This is a genomic window from Actinomadura xylanilytica (assembly GCF_030283145.1).
Classification (GTDB): Bacteria; Actinomycetota; Actinomycetes; order Streptosporangiales; family Streptosporangiaceae; genus Spirillospora; species Spirillospora xylanilytica.
The window spans coordinates 1,215,701-1,235,641 of sequence record NZ_JASNWE010000004.1; the positions used below are offsets into that span (position 1 = coordinate 1,215,701).

A 19,941-nucleotide genomic window follows, 5' to 3' on the forward strand; every position below is an offset into this window, starting at 1 on the left:
TGGCCGTACGTCCGCCATCACGTCCGCGTTCGGTCGTCACAGCGCCGGCCGTGATCACTGTGAGAGCGGGCCGAGCAGCAGCATCTTCCAGGAGGACTCCCCCAGGATGCGCTGCTGGCCGCCGTTCGCGCCCATGCCGTAGCGCTTGCCGTCGGGCCCGTAGACCGTACCGGTCGAAGGGTCGTATCCGGCGATCTCCACCGATTCTGATGAGAACGGGACGTAAAGGGAGTTGTTCGCCGCGAGCGCGGCGTCCCCGCTCCCGGAGCCCTCGCCGGCGCCCTTCGCCGCGGGCTTGCCGCCCTTCCCGGACTCGGCCTTCGGGGCCCCGGCCGCGTTGCCGGAGGCACCGCCCGCCGGGAAGCCCGCGCCGTCCGTCGCGCCCGCGGGCACCTTCGGGACGGGCGACAGGTCCTGCTTGGGGAAGTTGCGCGCGCCGCGGACCGCGCTCGGGGAGCCGGGGCTGTCGGTGCAGCCCACGTCCAGCCGCGGGGCCTTGCGGCCGGTGTCCTGCGGCCAGCGGTGCTTGACCTTCTCGTAGCCCTTGGTGCACGGGGGCGGGGAGTCGAAGTTGAGCGCCAGGCCGAGGTGCTGGGTGCCGTCGCCGGGGGTCACGGTGAACGCGCCGGCCACCGTCATCGGGTACATGATCAGCAGCGAGCGCAGCCCGGCCTTGTGCGAGGCGATGATCTGGCCCGTGGTGGTCATGTTGGCCAGCAGCACCGGCAGCGTGGGCGCCAGGTCCTCGATGGTCTTGTCGGCCTGCACCACCGCGCCGGGGGTGGCCTCGATGGTCCGGCGCAGCGCCGGGTCGTCCTTGCGGAGCTGGGTGGTGAGCTCGTTCAGGTTCCGCGAGAAGCCGAGGATGTTGGCGCCCTGGGCCCGCTGGGTGTCGAGCACGGTGACGCTGTTGTCGAGCAGCTTCTTGGTGTCGGGGTAGGCCTGGTCGGCGGTCTTGAGCAGCCGGTCGGTGTCGTCCAGGATCGACTGGAGGTCGGCGGCCGAGCCGGAGAACGCCTTGTCGAGCTCGTCCACGATCGTGCCGAGGTTCTTGGGGTCGACCGACGAGACCAGCCGGTCGACGTTGCGCAGCAGCTCGGCGGTCGACACCGGGAGCGTGGTCAGCTCGCGCGGGATCGTGTAGGCGGCGCCCTGGTCCAGGTAGGGTCCGGTCCTGCGGGCGGGCTGGAGGTCGATGTACTGCTCGCCGACCGCCGACCGGTTCGCCACCACGGCCTTGGTGCCCGCGCGCGGGATCCGCTGCCCGCGGTCGAGGGTCAGCTCGACCTTGATGCCGCTCTCGGTGAGCCTGATCGGCCCGACCCGTCCGACCGGGACGCCCCGGTAGGTCACCTCGGCGTTAGTGAACACGCCGCCGGAGTCGGTGAGGTCGACGAAGGCGGTGTACTGGCGGCCGAACGTCTTGCGGCCGAAGCCGATGTAGTTCACCGACACGACCGTCACGCCGATGACGGTGATGAGGGCGAAGGCGATCAACTGGATCTTGACGCCGCGCTTGAGGATCACGAGAGGCCCCCCGTCATCAGGGTCTGGAGATCGCGCTGCCCGGCGCCCGGGCCGAGCGCGCCCGGCCGGTTCCGGGACGCGCCGCCCTTGTTCCCGGGCGTGGCCTTCGGAGTGGCGCCGGGAACGCCGGGGGTGCCGCCGGCCCCGCCACCGCCCGGAAGGCCCGGGATGCCGCCCTGCCCGCCCGCACCGCCGCCCCGGCCGCCCGGCGTCTGCGGCAGCACGCCCAGCGGCGACTGCGGGAGCTGCACGTTCGGGACGGTGAGCATGCTGCGCATCTGCTGCCCGTTGCCGAGCATCCCCTCCAGGTCGGTGCCGCCCAGCAGGTTGTGCGCGATGGACTCCATGTCGAGGTCGACCGTGAGGTTGATGTTGCCGTAGTCGCCCTCGATCACGTTGCCGAAGGTCGCCGGGAACGGGAAGGTGATCAGCGATTCCAGCGACTTGGGCAGGTCGGAGCCGGCCTTGTTGAGGTTGCGCAGGATGGTGTCCAGATCCTTGAGGTTGGCCACCAGGTCGGCCTGCGACTGTTCGATCACGCCGGTCGTGGTGCGGCTCAGCTTGTCGAGCGCGACCAGCATCTTGGTCAGATCGGCGCGGTTGCGGTTCAGGACGCCGATGGCCGGGCCGGTCTTGTCGATGGTGTCGGCGATGGTCGCCCGCTCGCTGGACAGCTTGCCGGTCAGCCGGTCGATGCTGTCGATCGCCCGGGTGATGGAGCCGCGGTTGCGGTCCAGCGTGCCGACGAAGGTGTTCACCTGGCCCAGCACCGACTTGATCGTCGCCTCCCGCCCGCCCATCGCGGCCTGGAGCTCGTGGCTGATCGTGGAGACCTGCTCGATGCCGCCGCCGTTCAGCAGCAGCGACATCGCCGACAGCACCTCCTCGACCTCGGTGCTGCGCGTGGTGCGGGCCAGCGGGATGAGGTCGCCGGAGCCGAGCCGCCCGGCGGCGGCCTGGCCCGGCGGCGCGGAGAGCGCGACGAACTTCTCGCCCAGCAGGCTGGTCTGGCCGATCGTGGCGACCGCGTTGTCGGGCAGCTTGACGTCCTTGCGCACCTTGACGGTGACCAGGGCGTGCCAGCCGCCCGTCCCGCCGGCCAGGTCGATCTTGTCGACCTTGCCGACCGAGACGTCGTTGACCTTGACCACCGACTGCGGCACCAGGTCGAGCACGTTCGCGAACTCGATCCTGACGGTCGTGGGCCCGCTGCCGAGGTCCGGGCCGCCGGGCAGCGGGATCGAGTCGACCCCGCGGAACGAGCAGCCCGACAGGGCCGCCGCGCCCGCGAGCGCCGCGACCCCGGCGAGCCGCGCCCGCCGCCACTGCTTCCTGCTCATCGGCCACCTCCGGGCAGCAGTCCCCTGACGTCCTTCGGCCTCTGCGCACCGGCCGGGCCGCCCTTGGCCGTCCCGGCGGCCTTCCCGCCCTTCGCGGCGGTGGCGCCGCTGCCCCGGCCGTTCGGCCCGTAGGCGTCCGGCGGGATCGGCTCCGGGTCGTAGTGGGTGGTCAGCGCGGTGATCCAGGACAGGTCCAGGCTGATCCCGGCCAGCGCCTTGCCGATGCCGTTGTAGGGCTTGACGAAGTCCAGGCACTGCTTGGCGGGCGTGCCGACCGAGTAGGCCAGCGAGCAGACCCAGTCGGCCAGGTCGTGGAACTGGCGCAGGTCGGCCCGGTTGTGGATGGTGCCGCTGATCGGGTCGTAGGCGCGGGCCAGGTTGTTGACCGCCATCGGGCCGGACTCCAGCAGCTCGGCGACCGCGTCCTTCTCCTTGACCAGCACGCCGGTGATCTGCGCGAGCTGCCGGACGTTGTCGGACAACTGGCCCCGGTTGTCCTTGATGAACCGCTGCACGTTGCGCAGCGTCGGGGCGAGGGTGTTGAGGGCCGCGCTGAGCTCCTCTTTCTCCCCCGCGAGCTGCCCGGAGACCCCGTTGAGGTGCCCGGTGAACTGCTGGATCTGCTGGTCGTTGGCCTTCATCGCGTCGGTGATCACGCGCAGGTTCTTGATCGTGGTGGCGAGGTCACCGCGGTCGGCGCTGAAGGTGCTCAGCATCTTGGACGTGTCGTGGATCGTCTGCCGGATGTCGCCGCCCTGCCCTTGCAGGGTGTCGGCGCCGACCTGGAGGAGCTGCGAGAGCGAGCCGTCCTTGTTGGCGCCGTCCGGGCCGAGCGCCTTGGTGAGGTCGCTCAGGCTGCCGCCGATCTCGTCGACCTCCACCGGGACCGCGGTGCGGCTGGTGGTCAGCGTCGCCTTGTCCTGGAGCAGCGCGCCGCCCTTGTAGGCGGGGGTGAGCTGGATGTAGCGGTCGGCGACCAGGGTCTGGTTGACGATGACGGCCTGCGCGCCGGCGGGGACCTTGCGCCGGGCCTCGTACTCCAACTCGACCTTGACCGCGTCGCCGACCGGGGTCACCTTGGTGACCTTGCCGACCTTGATGCCGAGGATGCGCACGTCGGCACCCGCGTAGAGGCCCACGGTCTTGGTGAAGTACGCCGTCACGTGGCGCTGCTCGGACCCCTGGAGCAGCAGCACGAGCGAGGCCGCCAGCACCGCGACGGCGAGGATCGCGCCGCCGAGGCGAAGGATGGTTGCTGAGTTTCGCACTGATGACCTGCCTGCTCGCGCTTACGGGAGGAACGGCAACGGGTTGTTCTGGCCGGCGCCCTGCTGGCCGGTGCCCTGCTGGCCGGTTCCGGGCCTGCCCGCGCCCTGCTGCTGGGCGGTGCCGCCGTTCGCGCCTCCGTTGCTCTTGGGCGCGTCCTTGATCGACGCGGGGATGGGGAGGAGGTTCTGGATGTAGGAGTCGAACCAGCGCCCGGTGCCGGTGACGTCGGCGAACTGGCGGGCGAACGGCGCGTACAGCTTGATGATGTTGTCCAGGTTGTCCTGGTTCTTCAGCAGAATCCCGCTGACCTTCTCCAGGTTGTCCAGCATCGGGCGGAGCCGGCTCTCGTTCTCCCGGATCAGCGCGTTCACCTGCTGGGAGAGCGCGACGGTGTTGATCAGGAGCTGGTGGATGACCGCGCGCCGCGACTGGACGGCCTGGAGCACCTTGTCGCCGTCCTGGACCAGCTTGGTGAAGTCCTGGTTGCGGTCGGCGAGGAGCTGGGACACGTTCTTGGCCTTGCCGGTCAGCTCGTGCAGCTGCTCGTCGCGCGAGGCGACGGTGTCCGACAGCCGGCGCAGCCCCTTGAGCGAGGCCCTGATCTCCTCCGGCGAGTTGCGGAAGGTGTCCGACAGCACGTCGAACGACTTCGCCATCTGCCTGTAGTCGATCTTGCTGACCCGCTGGCTCAGCTCGCTGATCGCCGGGACGACCTCGAACGGGGTGCTGGTCCGGTCGATCGGGATCCGCTTGCCGAGCCTGCCGCCGCCGCGCGGCACCAGCGCCAGGTAGTGCGCGCCGAGCATCGTCTTGATCTTGATCTCGGCGCGGGTCAGGTCGCCGAGCCTGACCCCGTCGTCCACCCGGAAGGTGACGGTGACGTGGTCGCCGTCCAGGTCCAGCGCGGTGACCTGGCCGACCTTCACGCCGGCGACGCGGACCTCCTCGTCCGACTTGAGCCCGGCCGCCTCCTTGAACGCGGCCTTGTGCTCGGTGCCGCCCGCGACGAACGGGATGCTCTGGAGGTTCATCGCCACCGCCAGCACGACGACGATGGCGGCGAACGCGGCGATGCCGATGGGGACCGGGTTGCGCTCCCGGAACGGGATCCTCATCTACTTGCACCTCGCGTTCTCGTTCACGATCGCGGGCGTCTGGTAGACCGGGCCGCCCGGCAGCCGCACCCGCGCGTCGAGGCCGCAGATGTACATGTTGAACCAGGAGCCGTAGGAGGAGATGTTGACCAGCTTCTCCAGCCGCTCCGGGGTCCGCTGCAAGCCCTTGTCGAGGGTGTCGCCGTTCTTGTTCAGCGTCCCGCTGAGCTGCTGGAGCCCGGCGATGTCGTTCTTGAGCCCGGGACGGGCCTCGCGCAGCAGCCCGGCGGTGGTGCCGGTCAGCTGGTTGATCGCCGACACCGAGTCGAAGATCGCCTGCCGGTCGTCGGCGACCCCGCCGACGAACCCGCGCAGGTCGGTGATCAGGCGGTTGACCTGGGTGTGCCGCTGGTCGATGGTGCCCAGCACGTTGTTCAGGTTGTCAATCACCTGGCCGATGACCTTGTCGCGGTCGGCCAGCGTGTTGGTCAGCGACGCCACGTGCGCGAGCAGGCTGTTGATCGTGCCGCCCTCGCCCTGGAGCGTCTGCACGATCTGGAAGGCCAGCTTGTTGACGTCGTCGGGCTCCAGCGCGCGGAACAGCGGCCGGAATCCGTTGAACAGCACGGTCAGGTCGAGCGCCGGCTGGGTCTGCGTCTCCGGGATCGTCGCGCCGCGCCGCAGGTGCTCGTTGGCGTTGCCCGGCCCCTCGTTCAGCGCCAGGTAGCGCTGCCCCATCAGGTTGCGGTACCGCACCTGCACCTGAGTGGACGTGGGGAGGCCGCCCTCGAACACCCCGCCCTTGCCGAGGCTGAACGTCACCTTGGCCCGGTCGCCCCGGTACAGCTCGATCTTCTCGACCTGGCCGACCCGGACCCCGGCGACGCGCACGTCGTCGTTGTCGAGCAGCCCGGCCACGTCGGTGAAGATCGCGCTGTAGCTGTCGGTGCTCTGGAAGCGCGCGTTGGAGATGGTCATCGCCAGCACGCCGGTGGTCAGCGAGGTGAGTACCACGAAGATCAGGAGCTTGACGGCGGCGCTGGTGGTCTTCACTTGACCGTCACCACCGATCCCTGCATGACCGGCCCGAACAGCAGTTGCGCCACGTCCGACACCTCGCCCGCGGGGGTGCGGGTCATCGGCCCGACGACATTCTTGATCTTGTCCTTCTCGGTCATCGCGGTGCCCGGGTCGACGAACACCTTCGACATCGCCCGGCCCCGGCCCTGCCCGCCGCCGTTGCCGCCGGCGTTCGGGTCACCGGGGTTCTTCCACCACAGGTCGTCCTGGGTGCCGTCCAACGCCATCCAGTCGGGGAAGGGGACCTTCGGATCGGGCAGGTTGTAGCAGCGCGGGCCGCGCTGGTCCTTCATCTCGGGCAGGTCCAGCGGGTTCTTGTACGCCGGACGGGGCTTGACGATCTCGATGGTCAGGTTGAAGGTCTTGGAGCCGCCCGCCCCCGCCACCCGCTCGGCCTCCGGCTTCAGCTTCATCATCCCCGCGAGCACGCACGGCAGCGTGGACGAGTAGCGGGCCAGCACCTCTAGCCCGTCCCGGTTGGCCACGTTGAAGCCAATGATCTTCGGGCCGTTCACCTTCATGAACCGGTCGGTGTCCTTGGAGAAGCCGGTGACCATCGGGATGATGTCCTCGATCGTGCCCTGCTCGTCGGTGATCGTCTTGCTGGTCACGTTGAGGTTGCGCAGGGTGTCGAGCAGGTCCGGTGCCGCGGCGCGGTAGATGTCGGAGACGTCCGAGAGCCCGTTGAGGTCGTGGACCAGCGTGCCGAGCTGCGGGTTGATCTTCTTCAGCAGCGCGTCGGCCTGCTCCAGGTCGCCGCCGAGCTGCTCGCCGCGGCCCTGCAACGCCGTCGCGATCGCGTTGAGCGTGCTGTTCAGCTTCTCCGGCTTGACCGCCTGGAGCAGCGGCAGCAGGTTGCCGAGCACCTTGTCGATCTCGACCGCGGTCTGCGACCGGTCCTGCTGGATGACCTGCCCCTTGCGCAGGCCCGGCCGGCCCGCCTGCGCCGGGATCTCCAGGTCGACGTACTTCTCGCCGAACAGCGTCTTCGGCAGCAGCCGCGCCTGCACGTTGGACGGGACCAGCTTGGCCTTGTCGGGATCGAGCGCCAGGTCCAGCACCGCGCCGTGCTCGGTGGCGTGCGAACCGCGGACCTCGCCCACGATCAGCCCGCGCACCTTGACGTCGGAGCGGGGCAGCAGCTGGAGCCCGGCCCGCTCGGCGTCCACCGTCACCTTGACGACGGGGGTCAGCGCCTTGTTGAACAGCGCGACCGTCAGTGCCAGCAGCAGCACGATCACCACGACCATCGACAGGCCGAGCAGCCGGTGGCGCATCCGCTGCGACAGCCTGCCGGACCCCGGGTTCGCCGAATGCGTCATCGCGCCGTCACCCCGCAATCCGTACGGAGACGGTCGCGCCCCAGATCGCCATGCCGAGCAGCAGGTCGACCACGTTGATCACCACGATGCTGGTCCGCACCGCGCGGCCCACCGCGACGCCGACGCCGGCCGGGCCGCCGCTGGCGTGGTAGCCGTAGTAGCAGTGGATCAGCATCACCAGCACGGAGAAGACGATCACCTTGCCGAACGACCAGAGGATGTCGTACGGCGGCAGGAAGAGTTTGAAGTAGTGGTCGTAGGTGCCGGTCGACTGCTCGTAGAACAGCGTGACGATCAGACGGGTCGCGCCGTAGGAGGCCAGCAGGCCGACGATGTACAGCGGGATCACCGCGATCATCCCGGCCAGCATCCGCGTCGTCACCAGGAACGGCATCGACGGGACCGCCATGACCTCCAGCGCGTCGATCTCGTCGGAGATCCGCATCGCGCCGAGCTGCGCGGTGAACCCGCAGCCGACCGTGGCCGACAGCGCCAGCGCCGACACCAGCGGCGCGATCTCGCGGGTGTTGAAGTAGGACGCGACGAACCCGGTGAACGCGGCGGTGCCGATCTGGTTCAGCGAGTTGTAGCCCTGGAGGCCGACCTGGCTGCCGGTGAAGAACGTCATGAACCCGACGATCACCACCGACCCGCCGATCACCGCCAGCCCGCCGGTGCCGAGGCTGACCTCGGCCAGCAGCCGCAGCACCTCGGTGCGGTAGCGGCGCAGCACCCGGAACACCCACGCGAACGCCCGCGCGTAGAACGAGAGCTGGTGCCCGAAGTCGTCGAGCCGTTCCAGCGGGGCGTTGACGACCCGCGTGACGGCCTTGCCCGCCCTGCCCGGGGCGGTGGCGCTCACGCCCTCGCCCCGCCTGCCCGCCATCACATCCCCTTCTGCGGGACGAACTGGAAGTACAGGGCGGAGATCACGAAGTTCTCCAGGAAGAGCAGCATGAACGTGATGACGACGGTCTGGTTGACCGCGTCGCCGACGCCCTTGGGACCGCCCTTGGCGTTCAGGCCCTTGTACGCGGCGACCAGGCCGGCGGTGATGCCGAACATGAACGCCTTGAACTCGGCCTGCATCAGGTCGGGGAGCTGCGCGATGGCGTTGAAGGAGGCCAGGTAGGCGCCCGGCGTGCCGTCCTGGAGCATCACGTTGAAGACGTAGCCGCCGATCAGGCCGACCACCGACACCAGGCCGTTCAGGAACACCGCGACGAAGGCGCAGGCGAGCATCCGCGGCACCACCAGGCGGTGCAGCGGGTTGATCCCGAGCACCTCCATCGCGTCGATCTCCTCGCGGATCTTGCGGGAGCCGATGTCGGCGCACATCGCCGAGCCGGCGGCGCCCGCGACCAGCAGCGAGGTGACCAGCGGGCTGGCCTCGCGGACGATCGCGACCACCGCGGTGGCACCGGTGTAGGACTCGGCGCCGAGCTGCCGGATGAGCCCGCCGACCTGCAACGACAGGATGCCGCCGAAGGGGATGGCGACCAGCATCGTCGGCACCACGGTCACGCTGACGATGAACCATGCCTGCTGGATGAACTCGCGCCACTGGAAGGGCCACTGGAACATCGCCCGGCCGGTGTCCAGGCACAGGGCGAAGAACCGTCCCGGCTCCCTGATGGCGACGTTGGCGGCGCCATCGGAGATCTTGCGGAACGCGGCCGAGGAGCCGCCGTCCTTCTTGCCCCCTCCCTGGTTCGCGCCGATACCAGGAACGGACATCAGTACGTGCCTCCAGGGGGCCGTCCACCCGGAACCTGCCCGCCCTGCCCGCCGGGGGCGGGGGCCCCGACCGGAGCCATGGACGCGACGTAGCGCGGCCACTCCTCGACCCAGTTGCGGCCGAGGTCGTCGATGAACGAGCCGGGCGGCGGGACGACGCCGTGCGCGGCGCACCAGCCGCCGGGGGCCTGCTGGGTCGGCCGGACGCGGCCGTCGCTCGGCATGAGCTGCGGCGGGATCGGCGGCAGCTTGCCCGCCTCCAGCCCCATCCGGGCCTCGGCCTCCAGCTCGGAGACGTCCTTCTCCTCCGACATCGCGATCGGGCCGATCTTGCTGGCGTTGAGGAACTGCCGGACGACCGGCTCCTCGCTGGACAGCAGCATCTCGCGCGGCCCGAACATGGCCAGCTCGCGGCGGAACAGCAGGCCGATGTTGTCGGGCACGGTCCGGGCGGTGTTGATGTCGTGCGTGACGATCAGGAACGTCGCGTTGATCTGCGCGTTCAGGTCGACGAAGAGCTGGTTCAGGTAGGCGGTGCGGACCGGGTCCAGACCCGAGTCGGGCTCGTCCACCAGCAGGATCTCGGGGTCGAGCACGAGTGCGCGGGCCAGCCCGGCGCGCTTCTTCATGCCGCCGGAGATCTCACCGGGAAGCTTGCTCTCGGCCCCGAGCAGGCCGACCAGGTCGAGCTTCTCCATCACGATCCGCTTGACCTCGGACTCGGACTTCTTCGTGTGCTCGCGCAGGGGGAACGCGACGTTGTCGAAGATGTTCATCGAGCCGAAGAGCGCGCCGTCCTGGAACAGCACGCCGAAGAGCTTGCGGGTGTCGTAGAGCTGCGACTCGGGCAGGTACGGCAGGTCCCGGTCGCCGATCCAGATGTGGCCGCGGTTGGGCTTGAGCAGCCCGACCAGTGTCTTGAGGAAGACCGACTTGCCCGTGCCGGACGGTCCGAGGAGAACGGAGATCTCTCCCGAGGGCAGCGTTAGCGATACGTCCTGCCAGATCGTCTGGCTGCCGAAGGACTTGGTCAGGCCCTCGACTCTGATCTCGACGCCCACTCGTCACCTTTCGTCCAGGCCGGGGGGAATCCGGAACCCATGAGCGAGTAGTACTCAGGCTGTTGCGGTTGTCGTCACACCGCGTGGCGGGCCCGTTGCTACCGATCGGTAGCCGTGACGGGTGCCACTACCGTAGCGGCCCTACGCACAAATGGAAGGGGTTCGGGACCGCAACAGCAGTGAAACGCGACGTCGTAAGACAACCGTTACTTACGACGCCTATGAGACTAGTGGTCCAAGAGCGCGGCCCCGGGCCGGGGGTCGGGAGGTGCGGCCGGGGACCGGGCGGCCCCAGAGACCTCGGGGGCCGAAATGGACGCTACGCCGCCTTCCGGACCCCGCACAACCGACTCCGGGAAGCGCTTCGGGCCACTGATTTATCACCCGGGCACAGTTTTCCCGCACCTTCCGGCCTGCGACATCGGCTCCGGCCACATCCCGCGACGGTCCGCCGGAACGCACGAAGGCGGCCATCCCACCGTGGTGGGATGGCCGCCTTCGGGAAGAGCGGTGGAGCGCCTTACTTGACGGTGACCGTCGCGCCGGCCTTCTCCAGGGCCTCCTTGGCCTTGTCGGCCTGCTCCTTGTTGACCTTCTCGAGGAGGGCCTTGGGGGCGCCGTCGACCAGGTCCTTGGCCTCCTTCAGGCCGAGGCTGGTCAGCGTGCGCACCTCCTTGATGACCTGGATCTTCTTGTCGCCGGCACCCTCGAGGATGACGTCGAACTCGTCCTGGACCGCGGCCTCCTCGGCGGCGCCGCCGCCACCGGCCGGGGCGGCGACGGCGACGGCCGGAGCCGCGGCCTTGACGTCGAAGACCTCTTCGAATTCCTTCAGGAACTCGGACAGCTCGAGGAGGGTCATCTCCTTGAAGGTGTCCAGGAGCTCTGCGGTGCTGAGCTTCGCCATGATGTGTTCCTCCGCTGTGACTTCAAAATCCGGGGTGTTACGGGGACCGCGGGTCTCGGTCCGTCTCGGTCCGTCCGGGCCGGCGCGCGCCGGCCTGGTGAACGGGCGTCGACTACTCGGCGGGTGCCTCGTCCGCGTCGGCGGCGGCGGCCTCGGCCGGAGCCGCGTCCGCCGGGGCCTCGGCCGTCTCGCCGGCCGCCTCGCGCTTGACGCGCAGCGCCTCGACGAGCTGGGCCGCCTGCGTCGGCAGGGCGTTGAAGAGCATGGCCGCGTTCGCCATGGAGCCCTTCATCGCGCCGGCCAGCTTCGCGAGGAGGACCTCGCGAGACTCGAGATCGGCGAGCTTGGTGATGTCGGCGGGCACCATCGACTTGCCGTCGATGAAGCCACCCTTGATCACCAGGTCCGGGTTGGCCTTGGCGAAGTCACGCAGGCCCTTGGCGGCCTCGACCACGTCGCCGTGGACGAACGCGATGGCCGAGGGGCCTTCGAGCAGCTCGCGGAACTGCTCGTCGACACCGGCCTCGTCCGCCGCGCGCTTGGTCAGCGTGTTCTTCACCACGGCGAACCTGGCGTTGTCGCCGAGGTTGGTGCGCAGCTCCTTGAGCTGGGCCACCGTGAGCCCGCGGTACTCGGTCAGCACGGCACCGCTGGAACTCGCGAACTCGTTCTTGAGCTCGGCGATCGCCGCGGCCTTTTCGGCCTTAGCCATGGGGCCTCCTTCCGATTACCTGGGTGATTGCGATCATCGCCCGCCGGTGAGGACGGACGTCAATCAACCAAAAAACGCCCCGGCGCAGGCGCACGGGGCGTTGGCATAACACGGAAGTCATGCGAAAGCTCTCGTCTCACCTACGCGGGTCGCCCGAACGAGTCGGGTCCTTCGGTCACCTTCTTACGGGTGACGACCGGCGGTCTTCGGCAGTGGACAGAGTACGTGACGCCTCACCGGTTAGACAAATCCGCGGGGCCCGGACGGAATCCGTCCCGGCCCCGCGGCATCGCCTCCGAAGAGGGCGCGGTCAGCTCCGGGCGGGCGGGACGGCCGGGAGGCCCGCGCCGCCGGCGCCGCCGAGGCCCTTCATCATGGCCGCGAAGTCGGTGACCTGGTCGGCGGGCGGGGCGGTGATCTGCACCGGCTTCCCGTAGTCGCGGTACTTCATGGTCATCGACATCGGGTTCTGGCCCTGCGACTTCATCGCCATCTTGCGCGGCAGCTGCTCGCCGTCCACCCACAGGTCGAACGCCATGGAGCCCATGCCCATGGAGGTGAGCGCCTTGCGGGAGACCTCCTGCTGATCGGCCGGGAGCTTGGCGATGGCGTCGGTCATCTGGTAGGTGCCGGTGTAGTGGGTGGTCTTCACCCCGTCGACGGTCTCCTCGCCGACCTTGCGCACGTCCTTGGACGCGGTGAGCAGCTTGGTGCTCTGCACCGGGTCCATCTGGCGCGACTGCTGGAGGAGCTGGTCGAGGTTCATGCCGGACTTCTCGCCGGCCTGGTCGAGCGAGATCTTCAGCCACGGCTTGCCCGGCGTGCCGCCGGCCTGGCCCAGCGCGGGCGACTTCATGTACATCGTCCGGCCGATGAAGACCTGGCGCATCCCGCTCATGGACTTGCCGCCCATGGACATCCGGTCGAAGTTCATGCTGTAGGCGAGCTCGGGCTTGGTGCGGTACTGCATCGAGCCGTTCATCTCGATGCTGCCCATGCCCCCGGCGGACGCCTTCATCGACATGTCGGCCTGGAAGGTGTCGGTCTGCCCCGTCTTCTCGGCGGTCTTGCCGAGCACTTGAGCGGCGCTGAGCCTGATGTTCTCCCCGGCGTCGCCCACCTTGTCCCCGGCCTCGCCCAGGCAGCCGGTGAGCGAGAGGGCGAGACCGGTGGCCACCGTGGTCCCCACCACGAAGCGACGGATCATCTGGATCTCCTTAGGTGCGTCTCCATGCCCGAACGCTCCCGCCGGACTCTGATCAGACGCGGAGGAGACTGCTGCGGTTCAGCCGGACCGATGGGACGATAGTCACCTTATGGGACCAGGTGGCAGTTGTGGGGCGCGGGCTAGTTGCCGAGGAGTCCGCTCATGGACAGCTCCCCCACCTGGTCGGACGGCGGCGGGTTGACGCCGAACGACTTGCCGTAGTCGCTGTAGACCACCTGCACCGAGCCGGCCTTGGCGGCCTCGCCGACGCCCTTGGACACCAGCTTGCGCGGAAGCTGGTCGGGGCCGTTCCACAGGTCGAAGCTGATCTTCTCGTTGGCGGCGTTCTGCGGGAACCGGGCGCGGACCTTCTCGCGCGCCTGCGGGTCGAGCCGGTTGAGCGCGTCCTGCACGGTGACCGTGCCGGTGTAGTGGATGGTCCTCACCCCGTCGACGGTCTCCTCGCCGACCTTGCGCGCGTCCTTGGAGGCGGTGAACATCTTGGTCTGCTCCGCCGGGTTGATCTTCTGCACCTGGTCGACCAGGCCCTTGACGTCGAACCCGGTGCGCTGCCCCATCTGCGCCACGTCGATCTTCACCCAGGGCTTGCCGCCGCTGACGAACTGGGCGAGCTGCGGCACCTTGGCGTACAGCACGTCGTTCTTGAAGATCGCCTGCCCCTGGGCCCCCGGCACCGCCTGGCCGCCGCGGCTGAACTCGTCGAGCTTGGCGCTGAAGGACAGCTGCGGGCTGAGCCGGAACTGGCCCGTCGCGTGGATCCGCCCCGCCTGGTCGCCGGCGTCGGTCACGGTCAGGTCGGCCTTGAAGGTGTCGGCCTGCCCGGTCTTCTCGGAGGTCTTCAGCAGGGCCTCGCCGGCGCTCAGCTTCATGTTCTTGGTCGTGGTGGCGCCGGATCCGTCCGCGCCGCATCCGGACAGGAGAAGAACGGCGCCCACCGCGGTACCGCCGGCCGCCACCGCGAATCGTCGGTTCATCGGAACTGTGCCTCCTTGATCGCCCTACTGGATGGCTCCAGTCTCGCCGGGCGGCGTTCGGGCCACATCCCCCGATGGTACGAACGGGACACCCGCCAGTACGACCTGCGGCGTACCCCCGGAAAGCCACCCTTAACGGCGGAGACCCGAAGCCGCAGGTCCGCCCGCCGGGCGCCCCGTCGTCCCGGCGCCCCGTCCTCCCGCGGCTACCGGTACGACTTGAACGTCATCGACCCGTTGAAGTTCGCTCCGGGCGCCGCGGCGTTCAGCCCGATCCAGGTCGGACGCTCGTTGCCGTCCGACCACAGGTCGAGCCCGACCGCCGTGCCGTCGGGCATCACCTTGCGCGTCTCGGCGGCCACGTCCTTCGGCAGCCGCCCGTACAGGTCGCCCATCAGCGCCTTGGCCACGAAGTGGGTCGAGCCGAACTTGTCGGGCCCGGTCTTGGCCATGCCGGGCACGCTCCGCACCAGCCAGGTGAGCTGCCTCGGGTCGGAGCCCTCGCGCAGATTCTGCAACTGGGCCGAGGAGAGCTTGGACGACTCCCAGGACTTGCCGTCGAACGCCTTGAGGGTGCCGCCACTGATGATCACCTTCTGGGTGAGCGTGGTCAGCTTCCCGTCCTTCATCGTCCGCCGCTGCCCGACCGCGTTCATCGAGAACGACGGCGAGAGCGTGAACGTGGTCGTCTCGGTGGCGTGCTCGTAGTCGCCGTTGGCCGCGCCCGACAGCTTCACGTCGGTCAGCCGGGTGAACGAGCGCAGCGCGGGGGGCTTCGCGCTGGGGCTCCCGGGGCTCGCCGAGCCGCCGCCATGGCCGGACGGCGTACTGGGCGCGGCGCCAGAACCGGCCCCGGTCCCAGAACCGGCCCCGGTCCCGGACCCCGACCCGGGGGTTCCGGTGCCCGGAAGCGGCGACGCGGCCCCGGCCGGAGCACCCGGTACGGGCGACTCGCTCACCTGGGCCGGGTCATGCTGGGCCGCCGCTGCCGCGGGCGGCATCTCACCGGCGTCCTTGGGCGAGGCGCCGTTCGTCTGCACCACGACCATGACCACGGTGGGGACGACGACCACGGCGGCGATGGCGGAGATGGCGATGGCCCGATCCGTTCGACGGTTCACGGTGCTGATTCAACACCAGAATCCCCATCGGTAACAAAGCGATCAGACTACTGAAATGTCCGAATCTGGACTGTGTTCCCGGTATCCAAGTCCGGTGCCGCGGGAACGACGACAGGGCGCCCCCGAACGGGAACGCCCTGTCGATGCCCCACCTCCGCGCGCGGCGGCGGGACGGTGCTCAGTTGTCCTCGAACTCCGCGGTGAGGTTGCGGACCGCGTTCGGGTCGACGGGGATGCTCGGCCCCATCGACGTCGTCAGCACGGCCTTCTTCACGTAACGGCCCTTGGCCGCGGACGGCTTGAGCCGCTGCACCTCTTCGATCGCCGCGGCGTAGTTCTCCACGAGCTGCTTCTCGTCGAAGGAGGCCTTGCCGATGACGAAGTGCAGGTTCGCGTGCCGGTCCACGCGGAACTCGATCTTGCCGCCCTTGATGTCGGACACGGCCTTGGCCACGTCCATGGTGACCGTGCCGGTCTTCGGGTTGGGCATCAGGCCGCGCGGGCCGAGCACCCGGCCCAGCCGGCCGACCTTGCCCATCTGGTCCGGCGTCGCCACGACCGCGTCGAAGTCCAGGAAGCCGCCCTGGATCTTCTCGATCATGTCGTCGGAGCCGACGATGTCGGCACCGGCCGCGAGGGCCTCCTCGGCCTTGGCCCCGCCGGCGAAGACCAGCACGCGGGCGGTCTTGCCGGTGCCGTGCGGCAGGATGACCGTGCCGCGCACCATCTGGTCGGCCTTGCGGGGGTCGACGCCGAGCCGCAGGGCGACCTCGACGGTCGCGTCGAACTTGGCGGCCGCGGTCTCCTTGGCCAGCTTCACGGCCTCGGTCGGGCTGTACAGCGCCTCACGGTCGATCTTCTCGGCCGCGGCGCGGTAGCTCTTGCTGCGCTTCATCGACTGCTCCATTCACGGAGTTCGTGGTACGGGCCGCGCAGGCCCTCCCACCGGGTGGGACTACTTGACCTCGATGCCCATCGAGCGGGCGGTGCCGGCAATGATCTTGTCGGCGGCGTCCAGGTCGGTGGCGTTCAGGTCGGGCATCTTGGTCGTGGCGATCTCGCGGATCTGGTCGCGGGTCACCGAGCCGACCTTGGTCTTGTGCGGCTCGCCGCTGCCCTTCTCGACACCGGCGGCCTTCAGGATGAGCTGCGCGGCCGGCGGGGTCTTGGTGACGAAGGTGAACGACCGGTCCTCGTAGATGGTGATCTCTACGGGGATGACGTTGCCGCGCTGGGCCTCGGTAGCAGCGTTGTACTGCTTGCAGAAGTCCATGATGTTGACGCCGTGCGGACCGAGCGCGGTACCGACCGGCGGCGCCGGGGTCGCCTGTCCGGCGTTGAGCTGGACCTTGACGATCGCCGAGATCTTCTTCTTCTTCGGAGGCATGTCTACCCCTATGTCCCGTTTGCTTTCGGTTCCGACTCCCACGGTTCATGGGCAGCGTCGCGGCCGGGACTCCATCGCGACGTAGGAACCGCTCGCTCCCGTACATCCCCGCGGACGGGGCGGCGCCGGGGCCTTCCGGCCCGCGCGCGACCGCACGGGAGCATCCCCGCGTACGCGGGGCAGTTTCAAGGATATGCGCCGACCGGCGTCAGATCTTCGAGACCTGGTTGAACGAGAGCTCGACCGGGGTCTCCCGGCCGAAGATCGACACCAGCACCTTGAGCTTCTGCTGCTCGGCGTTGATCTCGTTGACCGTGGCGGGCAGGGTGGCGAACGGGCCGTCCATGACGGTGACCGACTCGCCGACCTCGAAGTCGACGGTGGCGGCGACCTTGGCGTGCTCCTTGGCCTTGGACACGCCCTCTTCGGGCTCGGGCGCCAGCAGGTTGGCGACCTCGTCCAGGCTGAGCGGGGACGGCTTGTTCAACAGCCCCACGAACCCGGTCACGCCCGGCGTGTTGCGGACCGCGGCCCACGACTGGTCGGTGAGCTCCATCCGGACCAGAATGTAGCCCGGCAGGACCTTCTCGTTGACCTTCTGCCGCTTGCCGCCCTTGATCTCGGTCACCTCGTGCTGAGGGACCTCGATCTGGAAGATGAAATCTTCCATGTTGAGGGTCTGGGTGCGGGTCTCGATGTTGGTCTTGACCCGGTTCTCGTACCCCGCGTAGGAGTGCACGACGTACCAGTCGCCCGGCTCCAGGCGGAGCTGCATCTTGAACTCGGCGTAGGGGTCGACCGGCGGACCGGCGTCGACCTCCTCGGCCTCGTCGTCAGCCTCGCCCTCGCCCTCGGCACCGGCCTCGGCGTCCGCGGACTCGCCCTCGGCGGTCTCCGCGTCGTCGGCCTCGGCCTCGGGGGCCGCCGCGCCGGACTCGGCCTCGGCGGTCTCGGCGGCGGGAGTGTCGCCCTCGGTCTCCGTGCCCACCGGCTCGGCCCCGGCCTCGGCGGCGGTGCCGGCGACGGCCTCGTCCGTCTTCCCAGCGGGCGTTCCCGCCGGGTCGGCCGGAGCAGCCGCAGCGGACTGGGCCTCTTGTACGGCCTCGTCGTAGGGCTGTGAGGACTCGGACACGGTGACTCTTTCTCTCGATCGGTCTGCGTGATGGACTTGCGGGCGCCGGGGCACCGGCGGACGGCCTGCGATACCGGGGACGGCTCAGCCGAAGATGGCGTAGATGCCCTTCTGGAGTCCCCAGTCGACGCCGGACACGATCGCGACCATGATCAGTACGAAGACCAAGGACACCGTCGTGTAGGTGATCAGCTCTCGGCGCGTGGGCCAGATGACCTTGCGCAGCTCGGCGACGATCTGGCGCACGAACTTAGCGGGCGAGGTCCGCCTGGACCTGGTCTCACCCTTGCCTTCGTCCTTCGCCGCGGCGTCGCCGCGCGTGTCAGTCGCCATTGTGCCGCCGTTCACCTCATAGGTCGTGACCAACCACCGTCATGTGGTTGTTGCGCGGGCCCGCGCCGCCGTATGCCATGACTCGGCGCGCCGTGACGTGAATCGGCACGGGTGCGCGCACCGCACCTCGCAGGGCAGGAGGGACTCGAACCCCCAACCGCCGGTTTTGGAGACCGGAGCTCTAACCAATTGAGCCACTGCCCTACACCCCCCCGAAGGGGGAAATACAGCCACCCCCCGAAGGGGGGAAATACAGCCGCCCCCCTGAGGGGACGGTCGTGCGCCGACCGATGCGATCGGGTCGTGCCGGTCATAGCTTACGGCCTCGCGCGTGCATGCCGTAAACCGATGACGCGCCACTAGATCGATGAGTCTACGTGCCGACGGGCTCCTCGTCGAACCGGAACGCGGCACGATCGTCCGGCAGCGCGTCCGCAGGCCGTCCGACCGGCGCGTATATATCGCGCAAGTCATCGCGCGGCGTCTGTAACGATAGGGACATGAGCATCGACCGTCCTCGCATCTCCAAGCGCATCGCCGCGATCTCCGAATCCGCCACGCTGGCCGTCGACGCCAAGGCCAAGGCGCTGAAGGCGGCGGGCCGCCCGGTCATCGGGTTCGGCGCGGGCGAGCCCGACTTCCCCACGCCCGGCTACATCGTCGAGGCGGCGGTGACCGCGTGCCGGGTGCCGCGCTTCCACAAGTACACGCCGGCCGGGGGGCTGCCGGAACTGCGCACCGCCATCGCAGAGAAGACCGTCCGCGACTCCGGTTTCCGGGTCGACGCGGCGCAGGTCCTGGTCACCAACGGCGGGAAGCAGGCGGTGTACCAGGCGTTCGCGGCGCTGCTCGACCCGGGCGACGAGGTGATCGTGCCGACGCCGTACTGGACCACCTACCCCGAGTCGATCAAGCTGGCCGGCGGGGTTCCGGTCGACGTGGTCGCCGACGAGACCACCGGCTACCGGGTCAGCGTGGAGCAGCTCGAAGCGGCCCGCACCGACCGCACCAAGGTGCTGCTGTTCGTGTCGCCGTCCAACCCGACCGGCGCGGTCTACAGCCGCGACCAGATCGAGGCGATCGGCCGCTGGGCCGACGAGCACGGGCTGTGGGTGATCACTGACGAGATCTACGAGCACCTGGTCTACGGCGACGCCGAGTTCCACTCGATGCCGGCCGTGGTGCCCGAGCTGGCCGACCGCACGATCGTGGTCAACGGCGTCGCCAAGACGTACGCGATGACCGGCTGGCGGGTGGGCTGGATGATCGGCCCGAAGGACGTGATCAAGGCTGCGGCCAACATGCAGTCGCACGCCACGTCCAACGTGGCCAACGTCTCGCAGGCCGCGGCGCTGGCGGCGGTGACCGGCGACCTGGCGGCGGTGGCCGAGATGCGCACCGCGTTCGACCGGCGCCGGCAGACGATGGTCCGGATGCTGAACGAGATCCCGGGCGTCCTGTGCCCCGAGCCCGAGGGCGCGTTCTACGCCTACCCGTCGGTCAAGGGGCTGCTGGGCAAGGAGATCCGGGGCAAGCGCCCGCAGACCTCGGTCGAGCTGGCCTCGCTGATCCTGGAGGAGGCCGAGGTCGCGCTGGTCCCGGGTGAGGCTTTCGGCACGCCGGGCTACTTCCGCCTGTCCTACGCGCTGGGTGACGAGGACCTGACCGAGGGCGTCTCCCGCGTCGCCAAGCTGCTGAACGAGGCGGGCTGACGACC

At 69.3% G+C, this 19,941-nt stretch carries 19 protein-coding genes and 1 tRNA gene; 1 reads left to right on the top strand and 19 read right to left on the bottom strand.

Going from position 1 to position 19,941, the window contains the following annotated elements; all coding sequences use genetic code 11:
* Positions 1-54 precede the first annotated feature (54 nt).
* The 19 genes from QP090_RS29475 to QP090_RS29565 all read right to left on the bottom strand — a co-directional run bounded on the left by QP090_RS29475 (position 55) and on the right by QP090_RS29565 (position 18,428).
* A complete protein-coding gene (locus tag QP090_RS29475; RefSeq protein ID WP_285942722.1) occupies positions 55-1,527 on the bottom strand; it encodes an MCE family protein in 1,473 nt (490 codons plus the stop codon).
* Positions 1,524-2,867: an MCE family protein gene (locus QP090_RS29480; protein ID WP_285942723.1), complete on the bottom strand. Its 1,344-nt coding sequence runs from the start codon at positions 2,865-2,867 to the stop codon at positions 1,524-1,526. Before QP090_RS29480 ends, QP090_RS29475 begins: the two co-directional genes overlap by 4 nt.
* Positions 2,864-4,135 carry an MCE family protein gene (locus QP090_RS29485; protein WP_285942724.1) on the bottom strand — a complete coding sequence of 424 codons (1,272 nt, stop codon included), beginning with the start codon at positions 4,133-4,135 and terminating at the stop codon, positions 2,864-2,866. The genes QP090_RS29480 and QP090_RS29485 overlap by 4 nt, the downstream gene beginning before the upstream one ends.
* Positions 4,136-4,156: 21 nt before the next feature.
* On the bottom strand, positions 4,157-5,251 hold the full coding sequence (locus QP090_RS29490; RefSeq protein WP_285942725.1) for an MCE family protein: 1,095 nt from the start codon (positions 5,249-5,251) through the stop codon (positions 4,157-4,159).
* Positions 5,252-6,283: an MCE family protein gene (locus QP090_RS29495; RefSeq protein ID WP_285942726.1), complete on the bottom strand. Its 1,032-nt coding sequence runs from the start codon at positions 6,281-6,283 to the stop codon at positions 5,252-5,254.
* Positions 6,280-7,632, bottom strand: coding sequence for an MCE family protein (locus QP090_RS29500; protein ID WP_285942727.1), 1,353 nt, complete (start codon positions 7,630-7,632; stop codon positions 6,280-6,282). The genes QP090_RS29495 and QP090_RS29500 overlap by 4 nt, the downstream gene beginning before the upstream one ends.
* A gap of 7 nt (positions 7,633-7,639) precedes the next feature.
* Positions 7,640-8,518, bottom strand: coding sequence for an MlaE family ABC transporter permease (locus QP090_RS29505; protein ID WP_285942728.1), 879 nt, complete (start codon positions 8,516-8,518; stop codon positions 7,640-7,642).
* Entirely contained in the window at positions 8,518-9,369 is an 852-nt protein-coding gene (locus QP090_RS29510; RefSeq protein ID WP_285942729.1) for an MlaE family ABC transporter permease, read from the bottom strand. The genes QP090_RS29505 and QP090_RS29510 overlap by 1 nt, the downstream gene beginning before the upstream one ends.
* A complete protein-coding gene (locus tag QP090_RS29515) occupies positions 9,369-10,430 on the bottom strand; it encodes an ABC transporter ATP-binding protein (RefSeq protein WP_285942730.1) in 1,062 nt (353 codons plus the stop codon). Before QP090_RS29515 ends, QP090_RS29510 begins: the two co-directional genes overlap by 1 nt.
* A gap of 520 nt (positions 10,431-10,950) precedes the next feature.
* Entirely contained in the window at positions 10,951-11,337 is a 387-nt protein-coding gene (gene rplL, locus QP090_RS29520) for a 50S ribosomal protein L7/L12 (RefSeq protein ID WP_285942731.1), read from the bottom strand.
* A 112-nt stretch (positions 11,338-11,449) separates the two neighbouring features.
* A complete protein-coding gene (rplJ, locus tag QP090_RS29525) occupies positions 11,450-12,049 on the bottom strand; it encodes a 50S ribosomal protein L10 (protein ID WP_285942732.1) in 600 nt (199 codons plus the stop codon).
* 310 nt (positions 12,050-12,359) lie between these two features.
* Complete coding sequence (locus QP090_RS29530) at positions 12,360-13,256, bottom strand: SCO4651 family lipoprotein (RefSeq protein ID WP_285942733.1); 897 nt, start codon at positions 13,254-13,256, stop codon at positions 12,360-12,362.
* A 140-nt stretch (positions 13,257-13,396) separates the two neighbouring features.
* Complete coding sequence (locus tag QP090_RS29535; RefSeq protein WP_285942734.1) at positions 13,397-14,251, bottom strand: SCO4651 family lipoprotein; 855 nt, start codon at positions 14,249-14,251, stop codon at positions 13,397-13,399.
* 206 nt (positions 14,252-14,457) lie between these two features.
* The gene (locus QP090_RS29540) at positions 14,458-15,372 is read right to left on the bottom strand and encodes a hypothetical protein (RefSeq protein WP_285942735.1); all 915 of its coding nucleotides are present in this window, start codon (positions 15,370-15,372) and stop codon (positions 14,458-14,460) included.
* A 178-nt stretch (positions 15,373-15,550) separates the two neighbouring features.
* On the bottom strand, positions 15,551-16,267 hold the full coding sequence (gene rplA, locus QP090_RS29545) for a 50S ribosomal protein L1 (RefSeq protein WP_285942736.1): 717 nt from the start codon (positions 16,265-16,267) through the stop codon (positions 15,551-15,553).
* 60 nt (positions 16,268-16,327) lie between these two features.
* Positions 16,328-16,759 (bottom strand): 50S ribosomal protein L11, encoded by a 432-nt coding sequence (gene rplK / locus QP090_RS29550; protein ID WP_285942737.1) that lies wholly within the window; start codon positions 16,757-16,759, stop codon positions 16,328-16,330.
* Between the two features lie 208 nt (positions 16,760-16,967).
* Positions 16,968-17,891: a transcription termination/antitermination protein NusG gene (gene nusG, locus QP090_RS29555; protein ID WP_285942738.1), complete on the bottom strand. Its 924-nt coding sequence runs from the start codon at positions 17,889-17,891 to the stop codon at positions 16,968-16,970.
* Positions 17,892-17,975: 84 nt separating this feature from the next.
* Entirely contained in the window at positions 17,976-18,224 is a 249-nt protein-coding gene (gene secE, locus QP090_RS29560; protein WP_285942739.1) for a preprotein translocase subunit SecE, read from the bottom strand.
* Positions 18,225-18,354: 130 nt separating this feature from the next.
* Positions 18,355-18,428: transfer RNA gene (locus QP090_RS29565), tRNA-Trp, on the bottom strand.
* Between the two features lie 296 nt (positions 18,429-18,724).
* Here QP090_RS29565 and QP090_RS29570 point away from each other — a divergent pair.
* Positions 18,725-19,936 (top strand): pyridoxal phosphate-dependent aminotransferase, encoded by a 1,212-nt coding sequence (locus tag QP090_RS29570; protein ID WP_285942740.1) that lies wholly within the window; start codon positions 18,725-18,727, stop codon positions 19,934-19,936.
* The last annotated feature ends 5 nt before the right edge of the window (positions 19,937-19,941 follow it).

Bases quoted from the DNA above. Each gene is read 5' to 3' on its own strand.
- QP090_RS29500 (WP_285942727.1), bottom strand. From the start codon at position 7,632: ATGACGCATTCGGCGAACCCGGGGTCCGGCAGGCTGTCGCAGCGGATG.
- QP090_RS29510 (WP_285942729.1), bottom strand. From the start codon at position 9,369: ATGTCCGTTCCTGGTATCGGCGCGAACCAGGGAGGGGGCAAGAAGGAC.
- QP090_RS29570 (WP_285942740.1), top strand. From the start codon at position 18,725: ATGAGCATCGACCGTCCTCGCATCTCCAAGCGCATCGCCGCGATCTCC.
- rplA (WP_285942736.1), bottom strand. From the start codon at position 16,267: ATGAAGCGCAGCAAGAGCTACCGCGCCGCGGCCGAGAAGATCGACCGT.
- rplK (WP_285942737.1), bottom strand. From the start codon at position 16,759: ATGCCTCCGAAGAAGAAGAAGATCTCGGCGATCGTCAAGGTCCAGCTC.
- rplL (WP_285942731.1), bottom strand. From the start codon at position 11,337: ATGGCGAAGCTCAGCACCGCAGAGCTCCTGGACACCTTCAAGGAGATG.
- QP090_RS29480 (WP_285942723.1), bottom strand. From the start codon at position 2,867: ATGAGCAGGAAGCAGTGGCGGCGGGCGCGGCTCGCCGGGGTCGCGGCG.
- secE (WP_285942739.1), bottom strand. From the start codon at position 18,224: ATGGCGACTGACACGCGCGGCGACGCCGCGGCGAAGGACGAAGGCAAG.
- QP090_RS29535 (WP_285942734.1), bottom strand. From the start codon at position 14,251: ATGAACCGACGATTCGCGGTGGCGGCCGGCGGTACCGCGGTGGGCGCC.
- rplJ (WP_285942732.1), bottom strand. From the start codon at position 12,049: ATGGCTAAGGCCGAAAAGGCCGCGGCGATCGCCGAGCTCAAGAACGAG.
- QP090_RS29490 (WP_285942725.1), bottom strand. From the start codon at position 5,251: ATGAGGATCCCGTTCCGGGAGCGCAACCCGGTCCCCATCGGCATCGCC.
- QP090_RS29530 (WP_285942733.1), bottom strand. From the start codon at position 13,256: ATGATCCGTCGCTTCGTGGTGGGGACCACGGTGGCCACCGGTCTCGCC.
- QP090_RS29505 (WP_285942728.1), bottom strand. From the start codon at position 8,518: ATGGCGGGCAGGCGGGGCGAGGGCGTGAGCGCCACCGCCCCGGGCAGG.